The organism is Sphingomonas arvum (assembly GCF_026013565.1).
GTDB classification, from domain to species: domain Bacteria; phylum Pseudomonadota; class Alphaproteobacteria; order Sphingomonadales; family Sphingomonadaceae; genus Sphingomicrobium; species Sphingomicrobium arvum.
Genome location: NZ_JAPDOB010000002.1, coordinates 607144 through 622007, shown reverse-complemented (window position 1 = coordinate 622007; position 14864 = coordinate 607144). Strand labels below are relative to the sequence as shown.

General features: G+C 68.7%; 19 protein-coding genes and 1 tRNA gene. 14 read left to right on the top strand and 6 right to left on the bottom strand.

The genetic code is table 11. The features are described from left to right. The first annotated feature begins 29 nt into the window (after nucleotides 1-29). Both OMW55_RS10600 and OMW55_RS10595 read left to right on the top strand, forming a co-directional pair. Entirely contained in the window at nucleotides 30-941 is a 912-nt protein-coding gene (locus OMW55_RS10600; RefSeq protein WP_264883001.1) for an N-acyl homoserine lactonase family protein, read from the top strand. Beyond that, a complete protein-coding gene (locus tag OMW55_RS10595) occupies nucleotides 938-1933 on the top strand; it encodes an NADPH:quinone oxidoreductase family protein (protein ID WP_264883000.1) in 996 nt (331 codons plus the stop codon). Before OMW55_RS10600 ends, OMW55_RS10595 begins: the two co-directional genes overlap by 4 nt. Here the strand turns inward: OMW55_RS10595 and OMW55_RS10590 are convergent. Continuing rightward, nucleotides 1930-2217, bottom strand: coding sequence for an antitoxin Xre/MbcA/ParS toxin-binding domain-containing protein (locus OMW55_RS10590; protein WP_264882998.1), 288 nt, complete (start codon nucleotides 2215-2217; stop codon nucleotides 1930-1932). The two genes, OMW55_RS10595 and OMW55_RS10590, sit on opposite strands and share 4 nt — an antisense overlap. Before the next feature lie 243 nt (nucleotides 2218-2460). On the opposite strand from OMW55_RS10590, the gene OMW55_RS10585 reads away from it, so the two are divergent. The 10 genes from OMW55_RS10585 (at nucleotide 2461) to nadA (ending at nucleotide 9473) form a co-directional block, all read left to right on the top strand. Continuing rightward, on the top strand, nucleotides 2461-2994 hold the full coding sequence (locus OMW55_RS10585; RefSeq protein WP_407822136.1) for a fasciclin domain-containing protein: 534 nt from the start codon (nucleotides 2461-2463) through the stop codon (nucleotides 2992-2994). A 79-nt stretch (nucleotides 2995-3073) separates the two neighbouring features. Further along, complete coding sequence (gene msrB / locus OMW55_RS10580) at nucleotides 3074-3562, top strand: peptide-methionine (R)-S-oxide reductase MsrB (RefSeq protein WP_264882997.1); 489 nt, start codon at nucleotides 3074-3076, stop codon at nucleotides 3560-3562. A gap of 68 nt (nucleotides 3563-3630) precedes the next feature. Then, nucleotides 3631-3954 (top strand): DUF1476 domain-containing protein, encoded by a 324-nt coding sequence (locus tag OMW55_RS10575; RefSeq protein WP_264882996.1) that lies wholly within the window; start codon nucleotides 3631-3633, stop codon nucleotides 3952-3954. A gap of 2 nt (nucleotides 3955-3956) precedes the next feature. Further along, nucleotides 3957-4202 carry a BolA family protein gene (locus OMW55_RS10570; protein WP_264882995.1) on the top strand — a complete coding sequence of 82 codons (246 nt, stop codon included), beginning with the start codon at nucleotides 3957-3959 and terminating at the stop codon, nucleotides 4200-4202. Continuing rightward, the gene (grxD, locus tag OMW55_RS10565) at nucleotides 4202-4522 is read left to right on the top strand and encodes a Grx4 family monothiol glutaredoxin (protein ID WP_264882993.1); all 321 of its coding nucleotides are present in this window, start codon (nucleotides 4202-4204) and stop codon (nucleotides 4520-4522) included. Before OMW55_RS10570 ends, grxD begins: the two co-directional genes overlap by 1 nt. Nucleotides 4523-4758: 236 nt before the next feature. Continuing rightward, the gene (locus OMW55_RS10560) at nucleotides 4759-6003 is read left to right on the top strand and encodes a glycosyltransferase (protein WP_264882991.1); all 1245 of its coding nucleotides are present in this window, start codon (nucleotides 4759-4761) and stop codon (nucleotides 6001-6003) included. 6 nt (nucleotides 6004-6009) lie between these two features. Beyond that, complete coding sequence (locus tag OMW55_RS10555; RefSeq protein ID WP_264882989.1) at nucleotides 6010-6858, top strand: MBL fold metallo-hydrolase; 849 nt, start codon at nucleotides 6010-6012, stop codon at nucleotides 6856-6858. Next, on the top strand, nucleotides 6855-7568 hold the full coding sequence (locus OMW55_RS10550) for a hypothetical protein (RefSeq protein WP_264882987.1): 714 nt from the start codon (nucleotides 6855-6857) through the stop codon (nucleotides 7566-7568). Before OMW55_RS10555 ends, OMW55_RS10550 begins: the two co-directional genes overlap by 4 nt. 68 nt (nucleotides 7569-7636) lie before the next feature. Next, complete coding sequence (locus tag OMW55_RS10545) at nucleotides 7637-8386, top strand: adenylate cyclase (RefSeq protein WP_264882985.1); 750 nt, start codon at nucleotides 7637-7639, stop codon at nucleotides 8384-8386. A 58-nt stretch (nucleotides 8387-8444) separates the two neighbouring features. Then, on the top strand, nucleotides 8445-9473 hold the full coding sequence (gene nadA / locus OMW55_RS10540; RefSeq protein WP_264882984.1) for a quinolinate synthase NadA: 1029 nt from the start codon (nucleotides 8445-8447) through the stop codon (nucleotides 9471-9473). A gap of 66 nt (nucleotides 9474-9539) precedes the next feature. Here nadA and OMW55_RS10535 read toward each other — a convergent pair whose 3' ends face one another. The 4 genes from OMW55_RS10535 to OMW55_RS10520 all read right to left on the bottom strand — a co-directional run bounded on the left by OMW55_RS10535 (nucleotide 9540) and on the right by OMW55_RS10520 (nucleotide 12196). Then, the gene (locus OMW55_RS10535) at nucleotides 9540-9863 is read right to left on the bottom strand and encodes a ribonuclease E inhibitor RraB (protein WP_264882982.1); all 324 of its coding nucleotides are present in this window, start codon (nucleotides 9861-9863) and stop codon (nucleotides 9540-9542) included. Between the two features lie 113 nt (nucleotides 9864-9976). Beyond that, complete coding sequence (locus OMW55_RS10530) at nucleotides 9977-10273, bottom strand: hypothetical protein (RefSeq protein ID WP_264882980.1); 297 nt, start codon at nucleotides 10271-10273, stop codon at nucleotides 9977-9979. Nucleotides 10274-10305: 32 nt separating this feature from the next. After that, nucleotides 10306-10740: a DUF4112 domain-containing protein gene (locus OMW55_RS10525; protein WP_264882979.1), complete on the bottom strand. Its 435-nt coding sequence runs from the start codon at nucleotides 10738-10740 to the stop codon at nucleotides 10306-10308. Between the two features lie 7 nt (nucleotides 10741-10747). Beyond that, nucleotides 10748-12196 carry an ABC transporter substrate-binding protein gene (locus OMW55_RS10520; RefSeq protein WP_264882978.1) on the bottom strand — a complete coding sequence of 483 codons (1449 nt, stop codon included), beginning with the start codon at nucleotides 12194-12196 and terminating at the stop codon, nucleotides 10748-10750. A 100-nt stretch (nucleotides 12197-12296) separates the two neighbouring features. Here OMW55_RS10520 and OMW55_RS10515 point away from each other — a divergent pair, with 100 nt between their 5' ends. Together OMW55_RS10515 and OMW55_RS10510 are read left to right on the top strand one after the other, a co-directional pair. Continuing rightward, entirely contained in the window at nucleotides 12297-14294 is a 1998-nt protein-coding gene (locus OMW55_RS10515; protein ID WP_264882977.1) for a transglycosylase domain-containing protein, read from the top strand. 154 nt (nucleotides 14295-14448) lie between these two features. Then, nucleotides 14449-14637 (top strand): Flp family type IVb pilin, encoded by a 189-nt coding sequence (locus OMW55_RS10510; protein WP_264882976.1) that lies wholly within the window; start codon nucleotides 14449-14451, stop codon nucleotides 14635-14637. Nucleotides 14638-14781: 144 nt separating this feature from the next. Here OMW55_RS10510 and OMW55_RS10505 read toward each other — a convergent pair. After that, nucleotides 14782-14857, bottom strand: a tRNA-Ala gene (locus OMW55_RS10505). Nucleotides 14858-14864: the final 7 nt, after the last annotated feature.

Here is a 14864-nt window from a genome sequence, read left to right as displayed (position 1 = left end):
CAGGGGAGCGAACAGGAGGAGTGCCGCCCATGAAGTCGTTCCTTGTGCCCCTGGCGGTGCTGGCGCTGGCCGGCTGCGGAGAGAAGGCGGCGACGCCGGCGAACGAGGCGGCGGCCAACGCGGCGGCGCCTGCCGCTGCGGCGCCTGCCGCCACGAAGGCGGCCGCGCCGGTCAGCCTTAGCCGGCTCGACTGCGGCAAGATCCACGTGTTGAACATGGACAAGAGCTTTGCGAGCGGCGCCGGCGTCTACCCGCCCGGCGCCTACGACCTGACCGACAGCTGCTACCTGATCCGGCACGGCGACCGCATGATGATCTGGGATACCGGCTTTCCCGACGCAATGGTCGGGCATCCCTATACCGAGCCGGGGCAGCAGACGGCCACGCTCGACCGCTCGCTGGTCGACCAGCTGGCCGCCGGCGGGGTGCGGCCCGAGCAGGTCGGGCTGATCGGCATCAGCCATTACCATGCAGACCATGTCGGCCAGGCGCACGCGTTTCCCGACGCGACGCTGCTGATCGGCGCGGCGGACCTTGCCGCGCTGAAGGGGCCGAAGAAGGACCCGTTCTTCCAGATGTCACAGTCCGCGCTGAAGCCATGGCTGACCGGCGGCCGCCAGGTTGAAGCCGTCCAGGGCAACAAGGACGTGTTCGGCGACGGAAGCGTCGTCATGCTCGACCTGCCGGGGCATACGCCGGGGCACCACTCACTGCTGGTCAAGCTCGCGTCGGGGAACGTGCTGCTGAGCGGCGACCTGTACCATGGCGCCCCCGCGCGGACGAAGCGCGGGATGCCGCCGTTCAACACCGACAAGGCGCAGACGCTGGAATCGATGGACAAGTTCGAGGCGCTGGCCAAGCAGATGGGAGCAACCGTGGTGATCCAGCATGAGCCGGCCGATATCGCCAAAGTCCCCGCCTTCCCGGAGGCGGCGCGATGAGGGCGCTGCTGAGCCATGAGCCGGGCGGGCCCGACACGCTGCGGATCACCGACGTCCCCTCCCCCACCCCCGGCAAGGGCGAGCTGCACGTGCGGGTGCGGGCGAGCGCGATCAACTATCCCGACGTGCTGATCATCGAGGACAAGTATCAGCTGAAGCCGCCCCGGCCGTTCGCGCCCGGTGGCGAGATCGCCGGCGAGGTGATCGGGGTCGGTGAAGGCGTCGAGGGCTGGTCGCCCGGTGACCGGCTGATCGCGGTGCCGGGCTATGGCGGGCTGGTCGAGGAGATGGTGATCCCGGCGCGCTCGGCGTTCCGGCTGCCGGAAGGACGCAGCTTCACCGACGGAGCGGCGCTGCTGCTGACTTATGCGACCAGCATCCACGCGCTGTGGGATCGAGGGCGGCTGCAGGCCGGGCAGACGCTGCTGGTGCTGGGTGCGGCGGGCGGCGTCGGGCTGGCAGCGGTGGAGCTGGGCAAGGCCCGCGGCGCGCGGGTGATCGCGGCTGTGTCGAGCGAGGACAAGGCGCAGGCGGCGCGGGAGGCCGGCGCGGACGAGGCGATCGTCTATCCGCGCGGACCGTTCGACCGGAACGGGCAGAAAGCGCTCGCGGAGCAATTCAAGGGTGCGGTCGGGCCGGCGGGCGCGGACGTGATCTACGATCCGGTCGGCGGCGACTATGCCGAGCCGGCGCTGCGGAGCATCGCGTGGGAAGGCCGCTACCTGGTGGTCGGCTTCCCGGCGGGCATCCCCAAGCTGCCGCTCAACCTGACGCTATTGAAGAGCTGCGACGTGTGCGGGGTGTTCTGGGGCGCGTTCGCGATGCGCGATCCGGCGGCCAACCAGCGCCACGTCGCCGAGCTGTTCGAGCTGTGGGACGCGCAGCAGATCAGCCCGCGGGTCAGCGCTACCTACCCGCTGGAGCGCGCAGGCGAGGCGATCGCCGCGATGGCGGCGCGGGCAGTGATCGGCAAGCTGGTGGTGGAGCTCTAGACTCCGCGCTCCGCCAACATCTGCTGCACGGCGGCGAGGCCCTCGTCGCTGCTGGTGGCGATGTCGAGCGGGCGGCCCTCAAGACCGTCCTGGTGCGTGTTGAGAAAGGCCATGGCGGGTTCACGCTCGCCGAACGACTTCCACGCGGCCTGAACGATCGAGGATTGCCGGCGGGCGTCGTCCGGGGTCATGCGGATCTTGGGCGCGGAGCGGCGAAAAGCCATCCGCGGCTTGGCCGGGGTGGCGGCGGCGGGTTCGTCGAGGGTAATTACTGGGTCGGTCAAATGGCAGCTCCCGCAGGCGGGGAAAGCACATGCGCCGTCCCGCCACCGGCGCTCATCGTGCGCCGGCGATTGGTTACATATGGGGTCGCATGCCGCCAATTGCACCCCCGCGGCTTCCAAGCAGCGGTTCGGCACGGCCCAAAGTCCATCTGACTTTCGGTTCGCCGCTCCCGACCTGTGCTGTCGGTCCGCTGCTCGCTTGGTGGCGGGCGCGTGCCGCGTGCCACAGCAAGGGAGTGCATTATGAACGTCATTCGACTTCTGACCGCTGCCGCAGGTCTTGCCGGCATGGCCGCCGCCGTTCCGGCCACGGCCGTCGTGCAGGCATCGCCGGCGAACAACATCGTTTCCGTGGCGTCTGCTAATCCCGACTTCTCGACCCTGGTCAGCGCGGTGCAGGCCGCCGACCTCGCCACCACCCTGAGCAAGCCGGGGCCCTATACGGTGTTCGCGCCGACCAACGCCGCGTTTGGCAAGCTGCCCGCGGGGACGGTGGACACGCTGCTGCAGCCCGCCAACAAGGCGACGCTTGCCGGCATCCTGACCTACCACGTGGTGTCCGGTCGCTATCCGGCGAGCCGGATCCTGGCGGCCATCCGCCAGGGCGGCGGGAGCACGACGCTGACCACCGTGCAGGGCGGGACCCTGACCGCCAAGCTGGACGGCAGCGACGTGGTGCTGACCGATGCCAAGGGCGGCACGTCGCGCGTCACGGCGACTGACGTCAAGGCGTCGAACGGCGTCATCCACGTGATTGACACGGTGGTCATGCCCTGACCCGTGTGGCGGGGGAGCGAGCGGTGCATCGCTCCCCCATTCACGGCGGGTTCAATGCGCTAGGCAGAGTTACACCGCCATGAGCGCAACCCTGGATCGCCGCACCATGCTTGGCCTGCTCGGCCCATCCGGCGCAGCGCTGGTCGCATGGCCGCCGCGGGTCGATGCGGCGCAATTGCCCAATCCGCTGCGGCTGTCCGAGCCGGATTGGAAGCGCAAGCTGGGTCCGAAGCGCTACGCCGTGCTGCGCGAGGCGAGCACGGAGCGGCCGTTCTCCAGCCCGCTCAATGCGGAGCATCGCCGCGGCACCTTCCATTGCGCGGGCTGCGGGCTGCCGCTGTTCGCGTCGACGACCAAGTTCGACAGCGGCACGGGCTGGCCAAGCTTCTTCCGGCCGCTGCCGGGCGCGGTCACGACGCGCAGTGATCGCAGCCTGCTGATGGCGCGCACCGAAGTGCTGTGCGCGCGCTGCGGCGGGCATCTGGGCCATGTGTTCGACGACGGACCGCGGCCGACCGGCAAGCGTTACTGCATGAACGGACTGGCGCTGAGCTTCGCGCCGGCCTGACCGGCTTCGGTTGAGTCGCGGGCGCTCCCCGCCTATCTGCGAGGCAACGCAGAACCCAAGGGGAGCCAATGACCACCTTCGACGACCGCGAGCGCGCCTTCGAAACCAAGTTCGCGCATGACGAGGAAATGAAGTTCCGGCTGGCGGCACGGCGCAACAAGCTGCTGGGCCTGTGGGCGGCGCGGCTGATGGGGCTGTCGGACGTCGAGGCCGAGGCCTATGCCAAGGACGTGGTCCGGGCCGATTTCGAGGAAGCCGGTGACGAGGACGTGATCCGCAAGCTGCTGGGCGACCTGACGAGCGCGGGCGTCGACACGGACGAGGCGCAGATCCGTGAAGCGCTGGCCGGGCAGACGCTCGAGGCCAAGCGCCAATTAGTGGACGGGCAGTAACGATGCCGATGGCGGCGGACGAGATCGCGGGCCTGATCAAGGCGGCGCTGCCAGACGCGGAGGTGACCATCCGCGACCTGGCCGGCGACGGCGACCATTATGCCGCACGGGTGGTGAGCGGGGCGTTCGCGGGAATGCCGCGGGTCCGCCAGCACCAACTGGTCTATCGCGCGCTCGGGGGGCGCATGGGGGGCGAGCTTCACGCGCTGCAGCTTGAGACTGCCGCGCCCCAGACGGAGAATGAGTGATGAGTGACGCAACGAGCCGGATCGAACAACTGGTCAAGGCCAAGCCGGTGGTGCTGTTCATGAAGGGCACGCAGCTGTTCCCGCAGTGCGGCTTTTCCAGCCGGGCGATCGCCATCTTGGACCGGGTCGGCGCTGACTATGACACTGTCGACGTGCTGCAGGACCAGGAGATCCGGCAGGGCATCAAGGAATATTCGGACTGGCCGACCATTCCGCAGCTGTACGTCAACGGCGAGTTCGTCGGCGGGTCGGACATCATGATGGAGATGTACGAGAGCGGCGAGCTGCAGCAGCTGGTGAGCGGCGAAGCGCAGGCCTGATAGCCCCAACGAAGAAGGGACGGCAGTCGCGGGACCAGAGAACCGCGGCGCCGTCCCTTCCGATTGGCGTGGAACCAATGTGGACGGCAATGATGGTGCAACGGCCGTGCCAATTCTGGGAGAGTGTCTGTTTTCCGGGCTTTTGATCTTTTCAGCCCGCAGCAGCCGATGGCCGAGTGTCAGCTTTTCCGACAGGTTGCGCGGGGCACTAACGCGCAGGTGAGTTGTTGCTGCCGATGATGCACGCGCCGCTCGCCTCTCGACCGCGTCTGTTGTGCGACCTGACCCAGAGCTGGTCGTCAGTCGGCGGCGGCGTCGGCACCTACCTGCGGGCCAAGCGCGCGCACCTGATCGCCAATACCCCGCACCGCCACCTGATGATCTTGCCGGGTGCCGAGGACGCGGTGGAGGAGAGTGACGGCGGGCGGGCGATCACGGCCTGGGTGAAGAGCCCGCACGTGCCGTTCAGCCCGCACTACCGGCTGCTGCTGAGGAATGGCGCGGTGCGGAGCGTGCTGGAGCGGTTCGCGCCCGACGTGATCGAGTGCCAGGACGCCTACAACCTACCGTGGGCGGCGCTGCGCCATCGCGAGCGGCACCCCGAAACGGCGCTGGTGGCCGGCTACATGACCGACTTTCCGGAAGTCTATGCTGGGCGGCCATTCTCCAAGGCATTCGGGCGCGCGGCCGGCGAGGCCGCGGCGCGCCTATGCTACCGTTATTGCCGCCGGCTCTATCGCCAGTTCGACGCGGTCTACGCGCTGTCGCATGCCGGCGGGGGCACCAAACTGAACGAGCTGGGCGTCGACCCGGTGCACATCCTGCCGTTGGGCGTGGAGCTGGACGCGTTCGGGCCGGACCGGCGGGATCCGGCGCTGCGGCGTGAACTGGACATGGGCGAGGACCAGCCGCTCCTGATCTACGTCGGGCGGATGGACATCGAGAAACGGCCGGACATCGTGGTGGAGGCGTTCCGCCGGCTGCCGGCCGAGCTGGGCGCGAAGCTGGTGCTGCTGGGCCAGGGACCGATCCGCGAGCAGGTCGCGAAGCTGGGCGATCCGCGGATCGTCACCCCCGGGTTTGTCACGGACCGGGCGGAGCTGGCGCGCTGGCTGGCGTCGAGCGACCTGTACGTGTCGGCCATGCCCAACGAGACGTTCGGCGTGTCGGTCATCGAGGCGCAGGCGTCCGGGCTGCCCGTGGTCGGCGTCGCGGGCGGCGCGATGCCGGAGCGGGTGCGGCCGGGCATGGGCCTGCTGGGACCGGCCGGCGACAGCGCGGCCATGGCGGCCAACATCCTGGAGGTGTGGCGCGGCGACCGGGCGGCAATGGCCCGGCTGGCACGCGACTATGTGGCGGGCGAGTTCACCTGGACCCACAGCATGGACGTGTTGCTGAACCAGATCGTACCGGCGGCGCTGGCGCGGCGCGGCGCGGCGCTGACAGGTGCGCAGGCCGGGCTTGCCGCCCTGCCCGCCTGACCCGACGTGGACGCACCCTACGGACAGCTGATCGAGGCGGAGCCGGGCGTGGCGCGGCTGCTGGCGCCCAATCCGACGCCCTATACGTTCACCGGTACGCAGGTGCACCTGGTCGGCCGCGACGAGCTGGCGGTGATCGATCCGGGGCCGGCCGACGCGGCGCACATCGACGCGCTGGTCCGGGCGATCGGCGGGCGGCCGGTCGCCGCGATTCTGGTGACGCACACACACAAGGACCATTCGCCGGGCGCACGGCCGCTCAGCGCGACCACCGGCGCGCCGGTAGTCGGGTGCGCGCCGCTGGTGATTGAGGGTGGGACGGAGGCCGGCTTCGACCACCTATATGCACCCGACCGGGTGCTGGCCGACGGCGAGAGCGTGGTCGTGGACTCGCGGACGCTGACCGCCGTGCACACGCCGGGGCACACGTCCAACCACCTGTGCTTCGCCGACGAGGCCGCGGGCATCCTGTTCAGCGGCGACCATGTGATGGGCTGGTCGACCAGCGTGGTTATTCCGCCGGACGGCGACATGGGCGATTATGTCCGCAGCCTGGAAAAGCTGCGCGGGCGGACGCAGGACCGCATCTATTACCCAGCGCATGGCGAGCCGGTGGCGGAGCCGCAGCGACTGGTGCGGGGGATGATCGGCCACCGGTTGCAGCGTGAGCGGCAGATCCTGCGGCGGGTCGAGGCTGGGGATCGGACAGTGGAGCGCATCGTCGCTGCCGCCTACCCAGGGCTCGACCCGCGGCTGGTGCCGGCGGCGGGCGCGTCGGTGCTGGCGCACCTGCTGGAGCTGGCGAAACGCGGGCTGGTCAGCCATGCGGACGAGCAATGGAGCGCGACAGCGTGAGCACCGCCCCGAACCGACTGCCGCTAACCGGCATGGTCAAGACGCTGCTGGTCGCGGCGCTACTGGTGAGCGCCGGCTACCTGCTGGCCCGCTACTTCGACCGACAGGAGCAGGTGAAGGTCGAGCATAGCAGCATCGACCAGCTGGTCGTCGCCCTGCGCGAGAACCGCAACCGGCTGCAGGTTTATCGGCTGTCGGGGAGCGTCACGACCAAGCGGGAGACGACGGGCGGTCCGGGCGGCATTCTCCAGGGGACCATGACCGTCAAGCAGCCCTGGTCGGTGGCTTATTTCGTGGACATGGGCGCGATCGGGCTAGACGATTATGTGTGGGACGAGCGGACGCGGACCTTGCTGGTTCGGGCGCCGACCGTGCGGCCGGAAGCCCCCAACATCGACGAAAGCCGGCAGGTGGTCGCCTACAACGGTCCGCTGATCACCCGCGACATGCAGACGCGGCTGCGCGGCGGAGTGGCGGTCGGCGCGCGGCAGCAGGCGGCGGCGGAAGCGGCCAAGCCGGAGAATGTGGCGGCAGCGACGGAGGCTGCGCGGGCGGCGATCGCCCGCAACCTGCAGGCGCCGCTGGCGGCGGCCGGGCTGGGCAAAGTGCACGTGGAGGTGCGCGGGCCGGATCGCGGCCGGCAGGACTCCGAACGATGGGATGTCAGCCGCTCGATCGCGGACGTTCTTGCGGAGCGGGCGGGCCGCTGAAACGGCGGAACTTTGCCATTAGTCGCCGTTAACGCTATGATCGCGCCGGGTTAACAGGGGGTATGGTCATGGCGACTCGGGTGGCGGCGAGGAGGGCAGAAGGTCGGGCACCGGCGCGCGGCTTCATGGCCGACCAGCGGTTCTTCACCTTGTTCGCGGCCGGACTGGCGATGTTCATCGTCCTCGGCTTCGCGCAGTTCCAGCTGCGCGGTTATGCCAACTTCCGCACGGCACCGGCGTTCCTCCACCTGCACGGCGCACTGATGCTAAGTTGGCTGAGCCTGTTCGTGCTGCAGGGGGTGCTGATCAGTCGCGGGCAGGTGGTGGACCATCGCAAGACCGGCTGGCTGTCCCTCGGGGTGGCGGTCGCCGTAGTTGTGGTGGGCAGCTACACCGGGCTGCACGCCATCGCCATTGGGCGGGTCCCGCCCTTCTTCACGCCCGCCTTCTTCCTGGCGCTGAATCAGCTCGGCCTCGCCGCCTTCGCGCTGGTGGTGATCATGGCAGTCGTGTTCCGCCGGCAGGTGCAATGGCACCGGCGGCTGATGGTCGGTTCGGGCATCCTGATCACCGAGCCGGCGCTGGGCCGGCTGCTGCCGATGCCGATCCTCGGGCAAACCTGGGGCGAACTGCTCGCCATGGCGGTCCAGCTGGGCATGGTGGCGGTGATTGCCAGGCACGACCGCAAGGTGCTCGGCCAGGTGCACCCGGCGACGCTGACGGTAGCGGCGGTGCTGGTCGGCACCCACCTGGCCGTTGAGCTGGCGTCGCGGCTGCCGCTGACCGCGACGCTCGCCGCGAGCATTGCGGCCGGCTGACGCCGCGCATATCTCGGGTGCGAAGCGGGCTCCCCTGCCCCGCGCCTGGAGAAATCGAGTGACCGCCCAAACCAACAGCCTGAAGGGCGTCGACCTGCTGGCCGAGATCAAGCGCCTGAAGGAAGAGCGCAATGCGGTCATCCTGGCGCATTATTATCAGAAGCCGGAGATCCAGGACCTGGCCGATTTCGTCGGCGACAGCCTGGACCTCAGCCGCAAGGCAGCGGCGACGGACGCGGACGTGATCGCCTTTTGCGGCGTGCGGTTCATGGCCGAGACGGCCAAGATACTGAGCCCGGAAAAGACGGTGATCCTGCCCGACATGGACGCGGGCTGCTCACTCGAGGACAGCTGCCCGCCCGATCAGTTCGCGGCGTTCCGGGCGGCCCATCCGGATCATATCGCGCTCACCTACATCAACTGCTCGGCGGCGGTGAAAGCCCTGTCGGACATCATCGTCACCTCGTCGAGCGCGGACGTGATCCTGTCGCAGATCCCGAAGGAGCAGAAGATCATCTTCGGGCCCGACCGGCACCTGGGTGGCTATCTGGCGCGCAAGACCGGGCGCGAGATGCTGCTGTGGCCGGGCATCTGTATCGTCCACCAGGCGTTCAGCGAGACCGAACTGCTGAAGCTGAAGGCCGAGTATCCGGGCGCTCCGGTCGCGGCCCATCCCGAATGTCCGCCGCACATCGTCGATCATGCCGACCATGTCGGGTCGACGCGCGCGATCCTGGACTTTGCTGTGAACTCGCCCAGCGACGTGATCCTGGTCGCGACCGAGCCGCACATCATCCACCAGATGGAGAAAGCGGCGCCGGGCAAGACCTTCATCGGGGTGCCAGGCGGCGACGGCAACTGCAATTGCAACATGTGCCCGTACATGGCGCTGAACACGCTGGAGAAGCTGTACGTAGCGCTGCGCGATCTCTCCCCGCGGGTCGATCTCAGCCCCGAGTTGATGGACCAGGCAGGGGTGCCGCTGGAACGGATGCTGGAGATGGCCGGGCGGACGGTAGGCCAAGGCGACGTCGGCCGACCGGTGATCACGGGCAGCCACGAGAGCGTGGTGCCCCTGCGGGATTAGCGCAGCTGTTACGGGCTCTGAGCTAAGGTCTGCTTTGGGTGGAAAGCGGGCATCCGGGCAATCAAATCAAGGTTCCATGCAGCCCCAGCCGTCGGCCCGCCCGTCATACTCAGCGGCGAGTGCCTGCAAGCGCTGCTCGGTTGCCGTGATGAGATCACAAGTTGGAACCACCATTTCCGTTGTGACTGTCACGTCAAATGGGAAGCCGGGTTTGTCATAGGGCCGGACCACGGGCGAGAACCCTTCGGCATCCACGCGGCGCGCAAAGGCAATAGCTCCCTCTCGCGTCGGGAAAATGTGATTAAAATCCATCGGCCGCGGCCGCCTGAGGTCGTCGCCGGCAGCTGCCATGTGACGCAGCACTTCGGCATTCTCATCATGGAGTGACAACTTATCCCTCTTCCTTGCTGATGCTTACCAAAGCAGAGATTTTAGTATCGAGAGTCTTAAGCCTGCCTTGGGTCGTGAGCGGACCTCGATGGTGGCTGCTTATCCGGCGGTTTTTACGCGAAGATGCCCGCGAGTGCGGCGATCAGCGCGGCGGAGCCGGTCAGGAGGGCGATGCGGCGGCGGAGGGTTCGCTTCCAGTCGTCATAGGCGGGCAGGTCGAGAAAGTAGGCGTCGGCGGCTGTCTCGATCAGCACGCCCTGGCGGACCAGGCGGGCGAGCATCCGGCGCTGGACCCGGCGATCGGGCACCCAGCGGGAGGCGGAGGCCGCGTCCACCGCGCGGGCCTGCATGAAGTGGGAGATGACGTCCCGGCGCGCCTTCGCCACCACGGCCGCTGCTGCTGTCGCCACTCACGTTCTCCTTATCCAGTGCGCCGCCGCCGCTAGCTCTCGCGCCTCGCGTCCACGTCGACGATCCTGGTGCTGGGGTGGTGCTTGTCGAGGTGGCGCTTGATCATGCGCAGGTTGCGGGTGTTGGAGCGGAAGAAGAAGTCGGGGACGGCGCCGACGAACGGGATCAGGCCGAGCAGCCAGTCGACGCCGATGTTGCCGCCCATGCGGGTCAGCTGCCATTTCGACATGCCGAGATTCTTCGCTTCCCAGGCAAGATAGGCGCCCAGCCCCGCGGCAATCGTCGGCCCCACGCCCGGGATAAAATCGAGCAGCACGTCGAGTCCGACCGGACGGTTGATGCCGGGGATGACGACCATCCGCTCGAGCAGCTTTTCCAGCGCCTCCATCCGCTCGCGCACGTCCTGCGGCTCGCGGCCGAGGGGCGGCAGGACGGGACGGGTGAACTTGTCGGGGCGGACGGCCATTCGTGAGCTACTCCGGTCGATTGCGCAGATCGATAAGCGAATGGCGCGCGAAACGGTTCTCGACAAAGCCGGGCAGGTTGCGGTTGAGTGACCAGCGAACGGGGGCGCTCAGCGGCAGGAACAACACATCGTCTCGCATCAGTCGCTCGGCTTCGAACAAGAACTGGGCGCGCTGGCGCGGGTCCAGGGTGGCCCGCGCCGCTTCGAGCCGTTCGTCCGCTGGCGCGGAGCAGACCGGAACGGCGTCGCAGCGGAACGTGCGCAGGAACCAGGCCGGGGAGGTCGATGGGGCGACCTGGTCTAGGAGGCGGAAGTCGGCCGGAGCGCCCTTGCCGGCGAGCTCGACCGCAAGGCCGAGGGCGCCCCAATCAGTGCGCAGCCGCTGGAGCAGGATGGCGGCGCCGGGCCCCTCCGGCAGGACCACGCGAATCGTTGGCTGCGGTTGGCCTTCTTCGCGCGGCAACAAACGGGCGGCCTCAGCGGACAAGGCTGCCTGGCGATCCGCCAACGGCTGGGCGGTCCAGGGCGGCACGGCTGGGGGGAGGCCGCCGTCGAGCCCGGGCTCTAGGATCGAGGCGCGGGCCACAAGGTCGGCAACACCCAACGCGGCGACCAGCGCATCACGGTCAAGCGCCTGATCAAGGAGGACGCGAACCGCCTTGTCGGCGGCGGGGCCGGTAGCGCGGGCGGGGACGAGGCCGAACAGGCCGGAGGCGGGATCGAAACGCAGCACGCCGCGCGGCAGGCGGGTGCCGAGCGCGACGCCCAGGTCGCTGAAACGCCCGCCAAGGACCAGGTCGGTGCGGTCACCGGCGAAGGCGCGGACGGCGGCTTCGACATTGGCGGCGGTCAGCTGGACGGTCTCGCGCCGGGGCTGCTCCTCCTCGCCTACCGGCAGCTCGCGGACGAGCCGCAGGCCATCCCCAGACGGGGTGGCGATGAATGGGCCGGTCCCCTGCCCGCTTCGGACCAGTGCGAATTCCGGTTGGGCGAGCAGCTGCAGCAGGTTGGGCCGCGGCGCCGACAGCTCGATGGCCAGCACGCGGTCGGTCATGGCGACGATCTGCTTGATAGCGCCAACCGTGTCCTTGACCGGGTTGCGGCTGGCCCGCGCCGTCTGCCGGCGGAGCAGGCGGGCGACGTCCTGGGCGCTGATCTTGCGGCCTGAAGGCCAGGTGCCGGTCTGCAGCCGGAAGATGTAGCTGAGGCCGTCGTCCGACACGTTCCAGCGCTCGGCGAGGCCAGCGACGATGTTGCCGGCGGCATCGAACCGGACCAGCCCCTGCGCCGTGTTGGCGAGGAGCACGGCCTGCGGCTCGGTCAGCGGGGCAGCGGCAGGATCAACGATCGCGGGCGGCTCGCCAATCACCGTCACACGGACCGCCCCCTCCTCCTGCTTGCGACAGCCCGCGGCGAGCAGCGCGGCGGCGAGCAGGACAAGTCGGCGTGCATTCATCTGCCTTGCTTTAGCGTTCAGCCCGTTCAATCCCAAGCCTTCACAAGGCGCGCGCACTGTATTAGGCGGCTAAGCCAGTTCAACAAGGGTTCGCAAGCGTATGGCCGACCGCGACTCACCCTGGATTCGACGCGACGGCCGGCCGATGGAGGAGCTGCCGGATCCATTCGCGCCGCCGCCGCCGCCCTATGAGTACGAGGTCGAGGCGCCGCCGCCGCGCCGCCGCCGGCGCTGGCTGCGATGGGGGGTGACCGGCTTCTTCGCCGCGCTGCTGGTTGTCATCCTGTGGCTGATCTTCACCGCCCCGCTGGGCCGTGCGTTGGAGCCGCTGCCCGATCCGGCCATGCTGATGGTGTCGGCCGAGGGGCAGCCGATCGCCCGGCGCGGGGCGATCAAGGAAGCGCCGGTGGACGTGACGCGGTTGAATCCACTCACCCCGGCTGCCTTCGTGGCGATCGAAGACCGCCGCTTCTACCGGCATTGGGGCGTGGACCCGCGCGCGATCGGGCGGGCGATGGTGGCGAACTTCTCGTCCGGCGGCGTTCGACAGGGCGGCAGCACGATCACCCAGCAGCTGGCCAAGACCAGCTTCCTCAGCGCCGACCGCAACCTCAAGCGCAAGGCGCAGGAGGTGATCATCGCCTTCTGGCTGGAGGCCTGGCTGAGCAAGGACGAGATCCTGTCGCGCTACCTGTCGTCGGTCTATTTTGGTGACGGCGTGTACGGGCTCCGGGCGGCCGCCCACCATTATTTCGGTCGCTCGCCGGAGAACCTGTCGCTGGCGCAGTCGGCGATGCTGGCGGGCATGGTGCAGGCGCCCTCCCGGCTGGCGCCGACGCGCAACCTCCCGGCCGCCCAGAAGCGCTCGCGGCTGGTGCTGCAGGAGATGGCCGACACGGGCGTAATCAGCATGTCGCGCGCGCGCGCAACCCGCTCGGCGCGGCCGATCGCGAACGCGCGCAAGGTACCGACCGGGACCTACTTCGCCGACTGGGTCGCGCCGCAGGCGGCCGATGCCTTCCAAGCCGACTTCGGCGAAGTGCAGGTGCGCACGACGTTGGATGCGGACCTGCAGCGGCTGGCGGTGCGGGCGGTGTCCAGTGCCAAGCTGAACGGGGCGCAGGCGGCGCTAGTGGCGATGCGGCCAGACGGCCGGGTGGTCGCGATGGTCGGCGGCACAAGCTACAAGAGCTCGCCGTTTAACCGGGCCACCCAGGCGCGGCGGCAGCCAGGCAGCGCGTTCAAGCTGTTCGTCTATCTCGCCGCGCTGCGCGCCGGGTGGACCCCGGACAGCAAGCTGTCGGACACACCAATCACCATCGATGGCTGGAAGCCGGCCAACAGCGACGGCGTGTATCGCGGCGAGATCACGATGAAGGAGGCGTTCGCGCGATCGAGCAACGCGGCAACGGTGCGGCTGTCCGAAGCCGTTGGACGGGCCAATGTGCTGCGGGCCGCGCGGGACCTCGGGATCAGCACGCCGCTGCCCAGTACGCCAAGCGTGGCACTCGGCACGGCGGGGGTAAGCCTGCTGGAGCTGACCACCGCCTATGCGGCGGTGGCAAGCGGGCACTACCCGGTCCGCGCCGCCGGCCTGCCGCCGGAAGCCATCAAGCAGGACGAGGGACTGTCCTCCGTCTTTTTCGGGCGCGGCGGAACACTGGATCGGCGACGCGACTGGAAGCCGATGCTGGACCTGCTGTGGGCGGCGGCGAACGAGGGCACGGGCCGCCGCGCGGCGCTCAGCACGCCGACGTTCGGCAAAACCGGCACCAGCCAGGATAATCGCGACGCGCTGTTCGTCGGCTTCGCCGGCGACCTGGTGGTCGGCGTATGGGTTGGACGCGACGACAACCAGCCGATGTCGCGGAGCATGAGCGGTGGCACCGCGCCGGCGCAGATCTGGCGCTCGTTCATGGCCCCGGCCCTGAGCATCGACGGACGCAACGCCACCAGCCTGCCGGGCGATTACCAGCCGCCGCGGCCCCTACCGCCGCCATCGCGCAAAAGCCCGCTGCCGGCCGACTGGGACGGGCCGCGGCCGGAGTGGGTCGACGATGTGCTGCGCGAGGCCGGAAAGCTGCTGGATCGTCTATGATGAGAGTTTCGGTCGTCCATTCGTGAACAGCCGTTAGGGTTCGGCTTTAACCGCTTCTCAACCAACGACTCGTAGGACTGCACTCAACCGACGCCGTTCTGATGCGGACGCCGGTCGGGCCTCAAGCCCAAAGTGTGGAACTAGGAGACCGGACATGTCGACTTTCATCAAGCAGTTCATCAAGAACGAAGACGGCGCCACCGCGATCGAGTACGGCCTGATCGCCGCGCTGATCGCCGTCGCCTGCATCGCCGCCCTGGGTGCCGTTGGCAACCAGCTGAGCACGACCTTCGGCAGCGTGTCGAACAAGCTGAGCGGCGCGAACGTCACGCCGACCGCGTAAGCGAGCCAGCTAGGCAAGGATTGGCGGCGGCGTCGAAAGGCGCCGCCGCTTTTCTTTTGCCTGTCGAACGGAACAGAGCCGCCTGTACGTGACACAAGAAAAAAGGCCGCCCTTCCGGACGGCCTTGTTTTTAATTCAGAGAATTGGTGGAGCCGAGGGGGATCGAACCCCTGACCTTCGCAATGCCATTGCGACGCTCTCCCAGCTGAGCTACGGCCCCGTCCCCG